This window comes from Halalkalicoccus sp. CGA53, from assembly GCF_036429475.1.
GTDB classification, from domain to species: Archaea; Halobacteriota; Halobacteria; order Halobacteriales; family Halalkalicoccaceae; genus Natronorarus; species Natronorarus salvus.
Map to the genome: position 1 here is coordinate 2971696 of NZ_CP144125.1, position 15468 is coordinate 2987163.

13 protein-coding genes are annotated in these 15468 nt (G+C 67.1%); 8 read left to right on the forward strand and 5 right to left on the reverse strand.

The window, feature by feature from the left end:
• Window positions 1–127 precede the first annotated feature (127 nt).
• Genes V2L32_RS17120 through V2L32_RS17140 form a run of 5 tightly spaced genes read left to right on the forward strand, consistent with a single transcriptional unit; the run spans window position 128 to window position 6602 of the window.
• Window positions 128–1777 (forward strand): ABC transporter substrate-binding protein, encoded by a 1650-nt coding sequence (locus V2L32_RS17120; protein ID WP_331233747.1) that lies wholly within the window; start codon window positions 128–130, stop codon window positions 1775–1777.
• 33 nt (window positions 1778–1810) lie between these two features.
• Window positions 1811–2800: an ABC transporter permease gene (locus tag V2L32_RS17125; RefSeq protein ID WP_331233748.1), complete on the forward strand. Its 990-nt coding sequence runs from the start codon at window positions 1811–1813 to the stop codon at window positions 2798–2800.
• Window positions 2800–3810: an ABC transporter permease gene (locus tag V2L32_RS17130; RefSeq protein ID WP_331233749.1), complete on the forward strand. Its 1011-nt coding sequence runs from the start codon at window positions 2800–2802 to the stop codon at window positions 3808–3810. Before V2L32_RS17125 ends, V2L32_RS17130 begins: the two co-directional genes overlap by 1 nt.
• On the forward strand, window positions 3803–4984 hold the full coding sequence (locus tag V2L32_RS17135; protein WP_331233751.1) for an ABC transporter ATP-binding protein: 1182 nt from the start codon (window positions 3803–3805) through the stop codon (window positions 4982–4984). Before V2L32_RS17130 ends, V2L32_RS17135 begins: the two co-directional genes overlap by 8 nt.
• Entirely contained in the window at window positions 4977–6602 is a 1626-nt protein-coding gene (locus V2L32_RS17140; RefSeq protein ID WP_331233752.1) for an ABC transporter ATP-binding protein, read from the forward strand. The genes V2L32_RS17135 and V2L32_RS17140 overlap by 8 nt, the downstream gene beginning before the upstream one ends.
• 1 nt (window position 6603) lies before the next feature.
• Here V2L32_RS17140 and V2L32_RS17145 read toward each other — a convergent pair whose 3' ends face one another.
• The 3 genes from V2L32_RS17145 to V2L32_RS17155 form a co-directional block, all read right to left on the reverse strand.
• Window positions 6604–6852: a hypothetical protein gene (locus V2L32_RS17145; RefSeq protein ID WP_331233753.1), complete on the reverse strand. Its 249-nt coding sequence runs from the start codon at window positions 6850–6852 to the stop codon at window positions 6604–6606.
• 233 nt (window positions 6853–7085) lie between these two features.
• Complete coding sequence (locus V2L32_RS17150; RefSeq protein ID WP_331233754.1) at window positions 7086–7514, reverse strand: universal stress protein; 429 nt, start codon at window positions 7512–7514, stop codon at window positions 7086–7088.
• Between the two features lie 203 nt (window positions 7515–7717).
• Window positions 7718–9505, reverse strand: coding sequence for an ATP-binding protein (locus V2L32_RS17155; RefSeq protein ID WP_331233755.1), 1788 nt, complete (start codon window positions 9503–9505; stop codon window positions 7718–7720).
• 177 nt (window positions 9506–9682) lie between these two features.
• Between V2L32_RS17155 and V2L32_RS17160 the strand changes: the two genes are divergently transcribed.
• Together V2L32_RS17160 and V2L32_RS17165 are read left to right on the forward strand one after the other, a co-directional pair.
• Window positions 9683–10024, forward strand: a complete 342-nt coding sequence (locus V2L32_RS17160) for a DUF7113 family protein (RefSeq protein ID WP_331233756.1) — start codon at window positions 9683–9685, stop codon at window positions 10022–10024.
• A gap of 179 nt (window positions 10025–10203) precedes the next feature.
• A complete protein-coding gene (locus V2L32_RS17165) occupies window positions 10204–10860 on the forward strand; it encodes a trimeric intracellular cation channel family protein (RefSeq protein WP_409348383.1) in 657 nt (218 codons plus the stop codon).
• A 145-nt stretch (window positions 10861–11005) separates the two neighbouring features.
• On the opposite strand, the gene V2L32_RS17170 is transcribed toward V2L32_RS17165, so the two are convergent.
• Complete coding sequence (locus V2L32_RS17170) at window positions 11006–12274, reverse strand: DNA double-strand break repair nuclease NurA (RefSeq protein WP_331233757.1); 1269 nt, start codon at window positions 12272–12274, stop codon at window positions 11006–11008.
• A gap of 83 nt (window positions 12275–12357) precedes the next feature.
• Between V2L32_RS17170 and gpmI the strand changes: the two genes are divergently transcribed.
• Complete coding sequence (gene gpmI, locus V2L32_RS17175; protein ID WP_331233758.1) at window positions 12358–13959, forward strand: 2,3-bisphosphoglycerate-independent phosphoglycerate mutase; 1602 nt, start codon at window positions 12358–12360, stop codon at window positions 13957–13959.
• On the opposite strand, the gene V2L32_RS17180 is transcribed toward gpmI, so the two are convergent.
• A complete protein-coding gene (locus V2L32_RS17180) occupies window positions 13944–15464 on the reverse strand; it encodes an amidohydrolase (RefSeq protein WP_331233760.1) in 1521 nt (506 codons plus the stop codon). The two genes, gpmI and V2L32_RS17180, sit on opposite strands and share 16 nt — an antisense overlap.
• Between the last annotated feature and the right edge of the window lie 4 nt (window positions 15465–15468).

The window sequence follows — 15468 nt, forward strand, 5'->3', positions numbered from 1 at the left end:
AAGCATAAAATTCACGTCAAGGGCCGAGATCGAGTGAAACGAGGCGAAACCGCCGTGAAGCGGTGACTGCGTGTCTCTCGCGTGCGTTAGTCGAAAGCTATTTGCGTACACTGTGTGAGAAGATTCCATGGCACCAGAACGACGCGGTCGGGCGGTCGGTCGGAGAACGTACCTTCGGTTCGCAGGGGCAGCGACGGCGAGCGCGATGCTCGCCGGCTGCCTCGACGGGGAGGACCCGGACGACCCGGACGACGTCGCGGACGACGACGCCGACCCCGACACCGACGACGCGGACACGGACGACGACGACGACCCCGATACCGAGGACGACGACGCCTCGGTGACGATCACACAGGGACAGTTCGCCTCGACGCTCGACCCGCAGGACCACCGCGAGACGCCGACGGACAACGTCATCCTCCAGGCGTACGAGGGCCTGCTCGATCGCGAGCCCGACGGCACGATCAGGGAGGGGCTGGCCACCGACTGGGAGTACATCGACGAGCAGGAGGGCCAGGTCCGCTTCGAGTTCAGGGAGGACGTCACCTTCCACAACGGCGACGAAATGACGATGGACGACGTCGCGTTCAGCATCCTCCGCGTCGTCGACCCCGACGTCGGAATCGTGAGCCCGCAGGCCGACCAGCTCGCGGGCGTCGTGGACGCCGAACCCGACGGCGAGAACGCGGTGGTCGTCACCTCCGACGGCGTGAACCCGATGGTGTTCGGCAACTTCGCCTCCTACTGCCAGGTGATGCAGGAGTCGTGGGTCGAGGAGGCGGGCGACGAGGTCGGCCAGGACATCAACGGGACCGGGCCGTACCGGCTAGAGGAGTTCACCGAGGACGAGTTCGCCCGGTTCGTCGTCTACGACGACTACTGGGGCGACGAGGTCGAGGTCGAGGAGGTGGTCTACGACGCTGCCTCGGAGTCGAGCACGCGAGTGAACAGCCTGCTCGCCGGCGAGAGCGACGTGGTCGAGAGCGTCCCCCCACAGGACGCCCCCCGGGTCGAGGACGAGGACGGAACGAGGATCGAGGCGGTCCCCAGCACGCGGGTGCTGTTCATGCCGATGCGGAACAACGTCGAGCCGTTCGACAGCCTCGAGTTCCGCCAGGCGATGAACTACGCGATCGACCTGGAGACGATCATCGACGAGATCCTCGCGGGCTTCGGCGACCCGACCGGCCAGCCGACGCTCGAGGGCTACGTCGGCTACAACGAGGAGATCGAGCCGTACCCGTACGATCCCGATACGGCCGAGGAGCTGGTCGAAGAGAGCGGCTACTCGGATGCGGAGATCGAACTCCACGCGCCCGCTGGACGCTACCTGGGCGACATCGAGATCGCACAGGCGGTCTCGGGCTACATCGACGACCTGCCGAACGTCTCCTGTGAGCTCGAACAGCGCGAGTTCGGCTCGCTCGCCGACGAGATCTTAGACGGTGATCTGGACACCTCCCCCGAGTTCTTCATGATCGGCTGGGGCAACACCACGTTCGACGCGAGCCAGACGATCATCCCGTGGTTCGGCGAGGGAACCGCGACGCAGGCGTTCGTCGACGAGGAGGTCTACGGACTGATCGACGAGGCACAGAACGAGGCCGACGAGGAGACCCGAGAGGAGACGCTTCGAGAGACCAACGAGTACCTCAACGAGCAGGCGCCGTGGGTCTTCCTCAACCGTCAGTACAGCGTCTACGGCATCAGCGACCGGCTCGACTGGGAGGCCAGACAGGACGAACACATCCTCGCGAAGGAGATGGGTCTGCAGTAGCATCGCGTGCGAACTACCACCGAGATATACTGAATGTCGCTAGCACGGTTCGTCCTCCGCCGAGTGCTCCAGGGGCTGTTCGTCATCTGGGGCGTCATCACCGTCGTCTTCGCGCTGCGGTTCGTCACCCCGGGAAGCCCGGTCGACGCGGTCGCCCCGCTCGACGCCTCGCCCGAGCTCCGGGCACGGATCGCCCAGGAGCTCGGCCTCGACCAGCCGATCTACGTACAGTACGTCGACTACCTCTTCGGCCTGCTCCAGGGCGACATGGGCTACTCCTACATCTCGGGGACGCCCGCCGCGGTGCGCGTCTTCGCCAGACTGCCCGCGACGATCGAACTCGCGGTGGCGGCGACGCTCGTCGCGCTCGTCTTCTCGATCCCGCTCGGCGTGATCAGCGCCACGCGCAGACACAAGCCCGCCGACTACGCCGCGACCTCGTTCTCGCTCGTGGGCATCAGCACGCCGAACTTCTGGCTCGGCATCATGCTCATCCTGATCGTCTCGGTGAACCTCGGACTCCTTCCGACGAGCAGACGACCGATCGGGCTGCTGCCGGCGCTCGAACTGCTCGTCTTCCAGCTCGAGGTCACCGGGGTCCGGACCTGGATCGCGCACATGATCCTGCCGGCGCTCACCCTCGGGACGTACTTCACGGCGCTGATCGTCCGGCTCACGAGGAGCGGGATGCTCGACGAACTCGGCAAGTCCTACGTGCGGGCGACGCGGGCGAAGGGACTGCCCGAGACCCTGGTCCGGTACAAACACGTGCTACGGAACACGCTGATCCCGATCGTGACGATCCTCGGCCTCCAACTGGGTACCTTGATCGGCGGGGCGGTGATCACGGAGTTCGTCTTCTCGTGGCCCGGACTCGGCACGCTCGTGATCAACGCGATCACCAGCCGTGACTGGACGATCATCCAGGGCTCGTTGATCGTCATCGGTGCCGGGTTCGTGATCGTGAACACGGCCGTCGACGTGCTCTACGCGACGATCAACCCGCAGGTGATCTACGACTGATGCTCACGGACAGGACGAAACGGAACCTCAAACGCGAGCTGAAACACAGCTTGCTCGCGAAGATCGCGCTCGTGACGGCGGTGTTCATCTTCCTCGTCGCGCTGTTCGCGCCCTTCATCGCGCCGTACGACCCGACGACACAGGAGCTCGCCGGGTCGAACCTGCCGCCACTGGGGGTCTCGACGACGACCGAGACGACCGCGATGGTCGACGGCGAGATGACTCGCGTCGAGGAGGAGGTCGCGGGGACGGCCGCCCACCCGCTGGGAACCGACGCGCTCGGCCGGGACATGCTCTCGCGGGTGATCTACGGCGCGCGGACCTCGCTGCTCGTCGGCATCATCGGGACGGCGCTGGCCGCCGTCTCCGGGGTCACCGTCGGGATGGTCGCGGGCTACTACGGCGGGCGCGTCGACGACGGCCTGATGCGCTTTGCGGACATCATGCTCGCCTTTCCGGCGCTGGTGCTCGCGATCGCGCTGATCGCCATGTTCGGCGCGGGACGGCTATTGGTGCCCGACCCGTGGGTCGAACTCGGCCTCGTCTCCGGTCGGCCCGAACGGTTCGTCTTCCCCGGCACCGTGACGCTCGTCGTCGCGCTGGTCAACTGGGTCTGGTTCGCCCGGATCGCCCGTGGCGAGGCGCTCTCGATCCGCGGCGAGGAGTACGTGAAAGCAGCCCGCTCGATCGGCGCGTCAGACCGCTACATCATCAGGAGACACGTCCTCCCGAACAGCATCACGCCGATCCTCGTGCTCGCGACGATCCAGGTCGCCGCGATCATCCTCTTAGAGAGCTCGCTCTCGTTTCTCGGCTTCTCGGGGACGACGCTATCGTGGGGGTTCGACATCGCACAGGGACGTGACCGGCTCGCGACCTCCTGGTGGATCGCGAGCATGCCCGGGCTCGCGATCGTCGTGAGCGTCGTCAGCATCAACCTCCTGGGGGACTGGCTGCGCGACGCGCTCGATCCCGGGCTCGAGGGCACGGGGGGTGGTGGCGGTGCCTGAGGAGGTACTCCGGGTCAGGGATCTCACGACCCGGTTTTTCACCGACGAGGGCCAGGTGAACGCGGTCGAGCGGGTGAGCTTCGACGTGCGCGCCCGTGAGATCTTCGGCATCGTCGGCGAGTCCGGCAGCGGCAAGAGCGTCACCGCGCTCTCGGTGCTCGATCTCGTCGACGCGCCCGGGAGGGTCGTCGAGGGAGAACTCTGGTACAGGAACGCCGATCTCGCCGAGGAGATGGGAGAGAAACGGCCGGAGGCGGTCGACGGCGGGTTCGTCGACCTGCTGCGGCTCTCGAAGGGCGAACGGCGCGCGCTCCGGGGCTCGGCGTTCAGCATGATCTTCCAGGACCCGATGAGCAGTTTCAACCCCTCGATAACGGTGGGAGAGCAGATCGCGGAGGCGGTCGAGGTCCAGCGGAGGGCGCGGGCGAACCCTCGGTCGACCCGCTCGCGGACCCAGGGCTACGGCCTCGGCTCGTACCTGAGTTCGCTCGTCTACCCCTCGAACGAGTACGTCACCGACGGGAGCCACGAGCGCGCGGTGACGCTGCTCGAGCAGGTCGGCATCCCCGACCCGGCCGCGCGAGCCGAGGAGTACCCCCACCAGTTCTCGGGCGGGATGCTCCAGCGAGCGATGATCGCACAGGCGCTCGCGGGCGAGCCGGACGTGCTGATCGCGGACGAGCCGACGACGGCGCTCGACGTCACCATCCAGGCACAGATCCTCAACCTGCTCCGGGACCTGCAGGAAGAGACGGGGATGAGCATCGTCCTGATCACCCACGACCTCGGCGTCGTCGCCCGGATGTGCGACCGGGTGGGCGTGATGTACGCGGGCGAACTCGTCGAGCGCGGCGAGCTTTCCGACCTCTTCGAGCGCTCGGTCCACCCCTACACGGAGGGGTTGCTCGGCTCGATCCCCGACCTCGAGGAGCCCTCCCCCCGGCTCCAGCCGATCCCCGGGAACGTCCCGGATCTGATCGCCGCGGAGATGGGCGATCGGTGTTACTTCGTCGACCGGTGTCCGAAGGCGATGCGCGAGTGTCTCACGAAGCCCCCGGAGTTCCAGATCGACGACGAACACGGCGCGAAGTGTTACCTCGCGGAGGATGAGTACGCGCCCGAGCGCGCGCTCTCGCCCGAGGAGCTGGCGGAGGAGGTGCCGGCCGATGACTGACGTCGAAGGGGCCGGGAGCGACGTCGGTGACGGATCGGAGTTCGAGTTCGTCGGCTCCGAGACTGCGGAGGAAACCCCGACCGAGAGCCCGCTCGTCAGCGTCAAGCGCCTCGAGAAGTACTACGACGCGGATACCTCGCTGCTCGATCGGCTCTTCGGCGAGGAGACCGAGCCCGTGCGGGCGGTCGACGACGTCTCCTTCGACGTCTTCCCAGGCGAGACGCTCGGCGTCGTCGGCGAGTCCGGCTGTGGGAAGTCCACGACCGGCGAGACCCTGCTCAGGCTCCGGGAGGCGACCGGCGGGAGCGTGCTCTTCGACGGCGAGGACGTCTTTGAGATGGACGACGACGCTCTCTCGGTCTTTCGAACCAGGGCGCAGATCGTCTTCCAGGACCCCTTCTCCAGTCTCGACCCGCGGATGACCGTCGGCCAGATCGTCAGAGAGCCGCTCGACGTCCACGACTGGCCGACGACACCGGGGGACGCCGACGTCGAACCCGTCCTCACCGTCGAGGGCGACGGGGAGGTCGACGTGAGCGTCGATCCGCCGGGAAGCGATCGGGTGGAGGGACGACCGGCAGGAGGGATCGACGTCGAACTCCCGCTCACGGTCCGGATCGAGAGCGGGTCGGCGTCGGTCGAAGCACCCCGCGGCTGTGAGGCCAGCGCGACCGTCGAGGGTGACAGTGTACGGGTGGAGGTCTCGCCGTCGAAGGCCGGGTTGCGTCGGCTCAGAGCACAGCAGTTACTCGAACGGGTCGGGCTCTCGGCGGGACAGATCGACCGATATCCCAACGAGTTCTCGGGCGGCCAGCGCCAGCGCATCGGCATCGCGCGTGCGATCGCGCTCGAACCCGAGTTCATCGTCCTCGACGAGCCGGTGAGCGCGCTCGACGTCTCGGTCCAGGCGCAGGTGCTCAACCTGCTCGCGGATCTCCAGGACGAACTCGGGCTGACCTACCTCTTCATCGCCCACGACCTCTCGGTCGTGAGACATATATCGGATCGCGTCGCGATCATGTACCTCGGGAAGCTGGTCGAGATCGGCCCGACCGACGCCATCTTCGACACCCCGGCACATCCCTACACCGAGGCGCTCCTGGAGAGCGTTCCCCGGGCGGCGCTCTCGGAGTACGGCCGGCGGATCGACGCGCTCGAGGGCGACGTTCCCTCCCCGAGGAATCCGCCCTCCGGCTGCCGGTTCCGGACCCGATGTCCGGCGCTGATCCAGCCCGAGGGCTACGGGATGGAGCAGTCGGCGTGGCGGGCGGTCGCGACGCTGCGCGACGGGACGGTATCGGGGGAGTTCGACGCGGACGCGGTCGACAGGCTCGTCGAAGCCCGGGTGGAAGACGGGGGGGAAGGGGGCAGGACGCTCCCGACCGAGGAGGTCGCGGCGGCGATCCGTTCGGAGTTCGGGGTCCCGGAGCGGATCGGCGACCGCGAAGCGGAGGCGACGCTCTCCGAGGCGATCACGGCACTCGCGGAGCGCGACGTCGATCACGGTCGGGCAGTGCTCGAACGTGCGTTCGTGACGCCGTGTGAGGAGCGCGTTCCGCCGCAGTACCCGATCGGATCGGGTCACGGGGCGGCCTGTCTGCTCCACGAAGAGACGTGACTCAGTCGCTTCCGTGTCGGTGGCCGACGACGACCGAGACGACGTGGAGGGCGACGAGGACGAAGAAGGCGGTCATGTGCGAGCCCGTCTGGAGTCCCTCTACGAACAGCAGCGGGATGTAGAGGAACGGGAGGGCGATCGCGCTCCAGAAGGCGATCGCTCGGAGCGGTCGCACGGCGGCGCGCGAGAGCGCGCGGTGGTCTAGTGTCTGTGCGTCGTCGGTCGGGGTGGGGATGGAGGGGGTCGACATCCTGGGGACCTCACCTACCGTACCACGGAGTGACACATATACCCTGACGAGGGTTTATCATATTTCAGCACTATTTATCAGTGTATCGGAGAGGTTGTGTCGTTTCATAACGCGCGCAGCGGGGAGGAGACGTTTTAATATACGATTAGAAACAATGTTTTAGATTACTACTTTCGTTCGTACGTCACGCCCGAACGGGTGTTCGGTCTCCTCCCTGGGGAGAGCGACACGAACTATCTGACGACGGTGACCGGCACCGGCGAGCGCCGGACGACCGACTCGGCGACGCTCCCGAGGAGGATGCGCGAGACGCCCTCGCGGCCGTGGCTCCCCATCACCACGTGATCGAACCCGCCCTCCTCGGCGACCTCGACGATCGTTCGCGCCGGACGACCGATCTCGGTCTCGGTCACGAGGTCGACGCCCGTTTCGTCTGCGATCCCGCGGGCCTTTTCGAAGTGTGACTCGGCGCGTTTCTCGGCGGTCGCCATCCACTCGTCCGCGTTGACCGCCATCGCGACCTCGGTGCCGGCACCGACCTCTGCCGGATCGAGCACCGTGAGGGCGGTGATCGTCGCGTCGCCGAACTCGGAGGCGGCGTACTCGAGCGCGTCGAACGACTGTTCGGAACCATCTACGGCCACGAGGACGTTACTCGCCATAGGTCGGTTTCGACGTCCCGGCCGATAAAACCTCATACTGCCGGCGAAGACCTCCGCCGGCACTGGGTGAGGAGGAACCGGACGTGGGTACGTCCCTCGGTCTCACAGGAACCGTCGGAGACGTTCGTCGTTCTTCGATTTCGGATCGAACGAGATCGGTGAGACGTCTACCTGAGCGATCGGGTTGGCTACGAGGATCCCTATCAGTCCCTCCCGTGGCGGGTGAGACAGACCGACAGGCCACAGAGTTCGACCGGTTCGGAGTTATCGGGCGAGTAGACGACCGCCTGGCCCTTCTCCATGTAGGGGACCTTCCCCGCCAAGCTGCCCGGAATGTTCACCGCCCTGATCACCTCCTCGTCACCGAGGTTCAGGACGAGTTTCGTGTTCACCTGTTTGAAGATCGACTCGGCGATGTCCTGGGGGTCCTGCGTGACGAGGAACAGTCCGAGACGCTCCTTTCTCCCCTGTTTCGCCGCCTCGGTGAACTTCCCGATCACGCGCCCTGCCTGTGCACTGTCGGCCCCCGAGAGGAAGTTGTGCGCCTCGTCCATCCCGATCACGAGCGGCGTCTCCTTGATCCGGTCGAACCGGGGGTCGTTCGAGAGCTTCTCGTCGATCAGCAGGCTCGCTACCGCGAGGACGACCACCTCCGTCGCCCGGCTGTCGTTTACGTGGTAGGTCGGGACGACGCTCAGCCCGCCCGGGCGGACGAACTCGTGGACCATCTCGGTGATCGGCCGGGCGTCGCCGTCGAAGACAGCGTCGAAGCCCCACGCGCGGCGTTTCACCGCGTCGTAGGTCGCCTCGTGGACCCTGCCGGACTCGTCGAGTTCCTCCCTGAGCGCCGGATCGTCGAGAAAGGTCGTGAACTCGTCGTAGGTTCCCCCGTTCCCGTACTGGCGGAAAAAGCGCTCTAACAGGTGCGTCAGCGCGTTGTACTGGTTGTCGTTCAGGCTCGCGCCGGCGACGAGCCACTTGTTCGACCGGACCATCGAGAACGGGATCGTGAACTCGACGCGCTCGGCACCGTGGTGGCTCGCCTCGTAGCTCGTTCCCGCCACGCTCGGGACGAACACCGTCGTGTCGTCGTAGCCGCCGTAACTGATCCCCTCGCGGTCGAACCCACGGGCCTGCTCGGCGGTTACCTGCGGGTTGTCGTCGTGCATCTGGGCGTACTCGTCCTGCGGGTCGAACTGCACGACCGCGAGGCCGGGCGTCCGACCGTCGTCCATCTCGTACTCCCGACCGAGGTACTGTCTGAGGACGTTCTTCGTGCTGTGGGTCTTCCCCGATCCCGTGCCGCCGGCGACGAGCGTGTGTCTGAACACCAGCGGGTCGCCGTCGGCGTAGTCGTCTTTCAGTCGATAGTCGATCGTCGGGGGGGAGGCGGCGGTCCTCACCCGTTCACCCCCGACCGCGAGGTGACCGAGGAAGACGCCCTCTTCGGGGATCTTCAGTCCGGTCTTGATCTCCTCGGTGTCCGTCGCCCGCCGGACGACCGCGTCCGGCTTCGGGACCCGGTCGGTCATCCGCCGTTTCAGCTCTCCTCCATCGTCGTAGAGCACCGCGACGGGCTCGAGCGTCGCGACGAACTTGAAGTCGCGCTCGGCCTCGCCGTTCCACGTCCGGCGCATCGCCCGTCGGGCGTGGATCTCGGTCGCGTCGTCGGCCTGGAACTCCCGGGCGTACTCGAGGGCTGTGATCCGCGAGAAGAGCAGTTCGCCGTCGGGATACGGCACGAGAAGGTAGCTTCCGAGCCGTATCTCCGAGCGGTTGCCGGTCGTCACGTAGGCCCTGATCCGGCACTCCTCTCCCTCCTCGGCGATCACGAGGCCCTCGCTGACCGCGACCGTCCCGATCCCCCGATCGGTGCCGACGGCCTCGGCCTCGTACTCGGTGAACTCCTCTCCGACGTCGGTCGAGCGGGTCGAGTTCTCGCCGTCCGACGCGCCGGAACCGGACGCCTGGAAATCACCGAGATCGGTCATGTTTCCGGCGATGGGTGCGCGGAGCAAAAGTCTTGCTCGACGGTGTCCTTTTGGGGTGTCGCGGCGTACTCGGTGTATGTCCCCCGCAGAACCGCGGTCCGGCTACGCTCCGCGACGACGACCCGGCTCGACGGTCTCGGCCGCCGCCTCCAGCAGCCTCCACCGGGCGGTGGTCCGATGTTGCTGATCCACGGGAGCGCGGGTGGGACCGCCCTCACCGGAACGCTCTTCGAGCGGGGCGAGCGCTCGCCCACCTTCAGCGGCGCGCCGAACGAGGAGGCCCCGTACGTCTGGGTCTGCGACGAGTTCTACGAGGTCGAGTCGGGAGGGACGGTGCAGAGAATCGACGGACGAGAACTCCACGTCGCGTTCGAGTCGCCGATGCCCCGCGGCTTCGACACGCGCGAGCAGGCCGTCGCGGCGGCGAAAGACCACATCCGCACGCAGTTCGCCCGCGTCGGCGTCGACCCGGAAGAAGTCGAGTTCGAAGTGGAGAAACGCCCGTCTCTCGCGCGGTAAGCGAGGAGTTGCGGAGAGAGGTCTCGGACTGTGTGGACGACGGGTCATCGGTAGTGGTGTGAAGGAGACGGTGAGGAAAGGTGACTCACACCGCGCGTATCACGGCTACGGCCGAATCGAGAGGAGAGACGGTATCCGATACGAAGTAGTCAAGGGACTCGCTCTCGAAGGCGCGAGCAGTGAGTGTGGACCTCATCGCGGCACTGTTCGGTGATCCGTTCGCCGTGATGAACACGATCGGCCTGGTCGCGTTCGCACTCGTCGGATCATCCAAGGCGATTCGTGAAGAGTTCGACCTGTTCGGGATCACGATCGTGGGACTGGCGATGGCGTTCGCTGGAGGAGTGACGCGCGATCTCCTCGTAACGAGGGTTCCACTGGCGCTTCAATCCCCGGTCGAGATCGCGCTGGGCCTGTTCGGAGTCGGGTTGGCGATCGCGCTGAGCGTCGTTCTGACCTCACCGGATGCACATCCGATCACCCTCGTCTCGGATGCTATCGGACTCGCCGCGTTCGCTACGACGGGCGCCATCGTCGCGACCGAGACGGGCGTCTCGGCGTTCGGTGTCGTCGCTATCGCGACGATCAACGCCGTCGGTGGCGGTGCGGTTGCAGACATCCTGCTCGACCGGTCGCCGTTCATTCTCTTCGAGGACTTCTACGCGAGCTGTGCAGTCTTGGGCGGGAGCGCGTATTTCGTAGCGAGTAGCGTCGGAACGCCTGGAACTACCGCCGCGATGGTGTGTGCGATAGTCACCGTCGCGACACGACTCGCTGCGGTTACGTACGGCTGGAACCTCCCGACCGTACAGGGACTGGGGTCGATCAAACGGTGAACCGATATCCGTCGGACGTTCGTGTTCCGAGACCGGTTTCTCGTTCTACGACTGGGTCGGTACGACGCTGTGCGTAGTTCGCAGGTCCCACGCGGCGGCCGGTTCACGAGAGCTGTCGGCGAACCCCGGTTCTGACGGCCGAGCCTCAGAACTCGCCCTCGGCCCACCGGACGTCGTCGTAGGTCCGCCTCGCCTCGGAGTCGGTCTCGCGTTCGATCATCCTCGTGATCGCTCTCTTCTCTCCGCTCCTGATCCGTGCGAGTTCGTCGGCCTTCGCGATCGCCTCCGGCGGTCCCCGCTGGGCGGCGACCTCCGAGAGCACCTGCCGGGTGAGCGCCTCTCTCGTCCCCTCCTCGCGCGTGAGGCCGTAGGGCGCTTCGACCTTGTAGAGCACGTCGTCGCGGGGGTCGTAGATCAGGAAGAAGCTTACCTCGTACGATTCTGGGTCGTACCGCCTCCGAATACCGAGGGCGTCGCCGTCGCTCGCGAACGCCCGATCCGCGCCCGAGCGCGAGCGGAACCAGTTGGTGAACGTGAGCGCCTCGCGCAGGCGCTCGGCCTCGGCGCGGCGTTCGAGTAGACGGACGAAGAGGCCGGTGTCGTCGGACCAGCGCGTCTCGATCCCGGTCTCGTCGTTCTTCGCGAGCTTCTCACGGAGCGTCCGAGTGATCGTCCGGGAGGCAGGGTTCTTCACGAACCCAACGAGCGGCACCCCCCTGTCGAGCGCTGACTCGACCAGGTGGACGTAGTTCTCGACTGCTTCCAGGGGGAGGCCCTCTTCGAGGCGGGTCTCGAGGTGAGAATCGAGGGCCCGCCAGTTGAGCAGGCCCTTGGGATAGAGCGGACCGTCGAGGTAGAGCAGGTCGTCGATCCGATCGACGAACCGGAGGGCGTGATAGCCCTCGGCGAGGTAGAGCGCGAGCGCGTGGACGACGGGTTCGGTGTAGCGGTCGATCCCGCGGACGTGGACGATTCGCTCCTCTGCGAACCCCTCGTCGTAGGGTCGCCAGCCGCCGCCGCCGTAGCGTTTCGAGACGTCGTCGAAGTGCAGCGCGAGGACGACGCTCCGCGCGCGGTGGGTGTCGAGATCCGAGGGGACCGAGCCGACCGCGGCGTGTGCCGCGTCGAGGACGACGCCGTTCTTGAACGTCGTCGGGTTTATGGTACCCGAATCCACCCCGTGGCTCGTCTCGAACGGTCGTTCGGTGAGCGAGAGGTCCTCGCAGTCCGCACGGCCCCTGTACTGCTCCCCGATCGGCTCGAGCACGACCCGCCCGGAACCATCGGTGAGCGGGGAGAGAAACCGTTCCCAGACGGTCTCGGCGAACGCCCTCCCCTCGCCGTCGTCGACGTCGCGACCGACCTGTCTGGCGAGCCTGACGATCCCCTGTGCGTGGACGGGGTCGAGCGTCATTGGCGTGGCTGGGCGAGGGAGCGAAAAAAACACTCCGGTCGGGAGAGCGAAGCGGGTTTGGGGGTGCGAGCGGAGTGAGGAGTATGGACGCGGCGCTCGTTATCCTGGACGGCTGGGGGTTGAGTGGGACGGGTGACTCGGAGAGCGCGGGTCACCGGGATGCAGTACGGGCGGCGGAGACGCCCGTCTTCGACCGGATTCGAGAGGAGGGTGCGTTCGGGACGCTCGATCCCACGGGGAGGGCGGTCGGCCTCCCGGACGGACAGATGGGAAACAGCGAGGTCGGCCACCTCACGATCGGCGCCGGTCGGGTCGTCAACCAGGCGTACACCCGGATCGACGACGCGATCGAGGTGGGCGAACTCGCGGAGAACCCGGCGATCGCCGGCGCGTTCGAACACGTGCGATCGACCGGAGGCCGGCTCCACTTCATGGGGCTGGTGAGCGACGGCGGCGTCCACTCGGATCAGGCACACCTGCACGCGCTGATCGAACTCGCCGCGGAGAACGGCGTGGCGGCCGTCACGCACGCCTTCACCGACGGCCGGGACACCGACCCACACGGCGGCGCGGAGTACCTCCGGGCGCTCTCGGCGGCGGCCGAGGAGTACGGGACTGGCCACGTCGCGACCGTTTCCGGAAGGTACTACGCGATGGACAGAGACGGAAACTGGGAGCGGACGAAGCGGGCATACGACGCGATCGTCCTCCGCGAGGCCGAGCACGTCGCGCCCTCGGCACCGGGCGCGGTCGAGGCGGCCTACGAGCGGGAGGTGACCGACGAGTTCGTCGAGCCGACGCTGATCGAAGGTGGGGTCGGTGTAGATGACGGCCACAGCACCGACCACGGGTCGGCCGGAAGCGATCTCGCGGTTCGAGACGGTGACGCGGTCGTCTTCTTCAACTTCCGGGGCGACCGGGGCAGGCAGCTCACCCGGATGCTCGCGGACATCCGACCCGAGTGGAGGTTCGAGGTCACCACCCCCGAGATCCACCTCGTCACCGCGACGGAGTACGACGCCACGTTCGGACTCCCGGTCGCGTTCCCCCCACAGCAGCCCGAGGAGACGCTCGGGGAGGTACTCGCCCGAGAGGGGCACACCCAGCTCCGGATCGCCGAATCCGAGAAGTACGCCCACGTCACCTACTTCCTGAACGGCGGCCGCGAGGTGGAGTTCGCGGGCGAAGTTCGGAAGATCGTCCCCAGTCCGGGCGTGCCGACGTACGATCTCCAGCCCGAGATGAGCGCTCCGGCGGTGACCGACACGGCTCGTGAGGTGATCGAATCGGAGGACCCGGACGTGCTCGTGCTCAACTACGCGAACCCGGACATGGTCGGACACACCGGGGACTTCGAGGCGGCCGTCGCGGCCTGCGAGGCGGTCGACGCACAGCTGAGTCGGCTCCTGGAGACGCTTCGAGCACACGGATCGCACGTCGTCGTCACCGCGGACCACGGCAACGCCGACGACATGGGAACCGAGGAGCGCCCGCACACCGCCCACACGTACAACCCGGTCCCCGTGATCTACACCGCCCCCGACGGGACCGACGGGGGCTACGCGATCCGCGAGGGCGGGACGCTCGCCGACCTCGCACCGACGCTGCTCTCGCTTCTCGGAGTGGTAAAACCCGGAGTGATGACCGGCGAGAACCTCCTAGTGAGCGCTCAGCGGCCGTCGTAGACGACCTCGCCGTCGACGAGCGTCAGCGCCACCTCTACCTCGTCGATGCTGTCGACCTCCCAGGGCGACTCGTCCAGAACGACGAGGTCGGCCAGTTTGCCGGTCTCGACCGTTCCCATCCGGTCTTCGTCGAATCCGGCGTACGCTCCGCCGGAGGTGTAGGCCCTGAGCGCCTCCGTGACCGAGAGCCGTTGCCCCTCCGCTGGTGCGGTGACCGCCTGGTGAACACCGAACAGCGGATCGAGCGGCATGCAGTCGCTGCCGAAGGCGAGCGGCGCGCCCGCGTCGAGCAGCTCTTTGTACCTGTTCGTCGCCTCGCGGCGTTCGGCCCCGAGTCGGGCGTCGTAGAGACCCTCCGGCCGGGCCCACTTGAGGAAGTTCGGCTGGACGGAGGCGACGATCTCTGAACCGGCGAATCGCCCGATCGCCTCGTCGCTCGCGAGTTCGACGTGCTCGACCCGGTGGCGTCTCTCGCCCGGCGTCGCACAGCCCTCGAAGGCGTCGAGACAGGCGTCGATCGCCTCGTCGCCGATCGCGTGGGCGGCGAGCTGAAAGCCCGCCCCGTCGGCCTCCTCGGCGAGCACACCCAGCTGCTCGGGACCGACGACCCACTGTCCGGTCCCCTCGCCGTCGGAGTACGGTTCGGAGAGCTTCGCGGTCCGACCCCCGAAGCTGCCGTCCGTGTACGTCTTGATCGCGCCCGTCCGAACGAACTCGCTGCCGTGGTTCGTCGACAGCCCCGCCTCCCGTACCGCGTCGAGGTGGTCGCTCCAGTAGTTGATCCGGACGCGAAGGGTGAGTTCGTCGGCGAGGTCGAGCTCGCGGTAGACCCGCGGGGCGTGGGAATCGCGAACCATGTCGTGAACCGCGGTCACACCCAGTTCGTTCGCGCGCTCCTGGGCCGCGACGAGCAGCTCTCGGGTCTCCTCGGGACCCGGCGCGACCGCCTCGTAGATCACGTCGACGGCCTCCTCGACGATCACCCCGGTCGGTGTCCCATCCCCGAGTTCGACGTCCTCGTCGGGCATCTCCCCCACGTGGCGTTCGATCGCGACCGAGTTGAGCGAGGCGACGTGCATGTCCTCGCGGAACGCACAGACCGGCCGGTCGGTACTCACTCGGTCCAGCTCCTCTCGGGTGAGGTACTCGCCTCCGGGCCAGCCGCTCTCGTCGTAGCCGAAGCCGAGCAGCCACTCGCCTTCCTCCCCGGAATCGAACCGCGCGAGACACTCCTCGGCGTCGCTCGCGCCCGAGAGGTCGGCGTAGACGAGGTACCGGCCGAGCGTCTCCATGTGGGTGTGAGCGTCGACGAACCCGGGGAGGACGACGCGGCCCTCGCAGTCGATCACCTCCGTCCCGACGCCCGAGAGGAACTCGACCTCGTAGGCGCTGTCGACGCGGACGATCCGGCCGTCGCGGATCGCGAGCGCTTCGTGTACCTCGTCGGGCTCCGCGAGGCTGTGGACCTCCGCGTTCGTGAGCACGAGGTCCGCGGGATCGGTCATACCG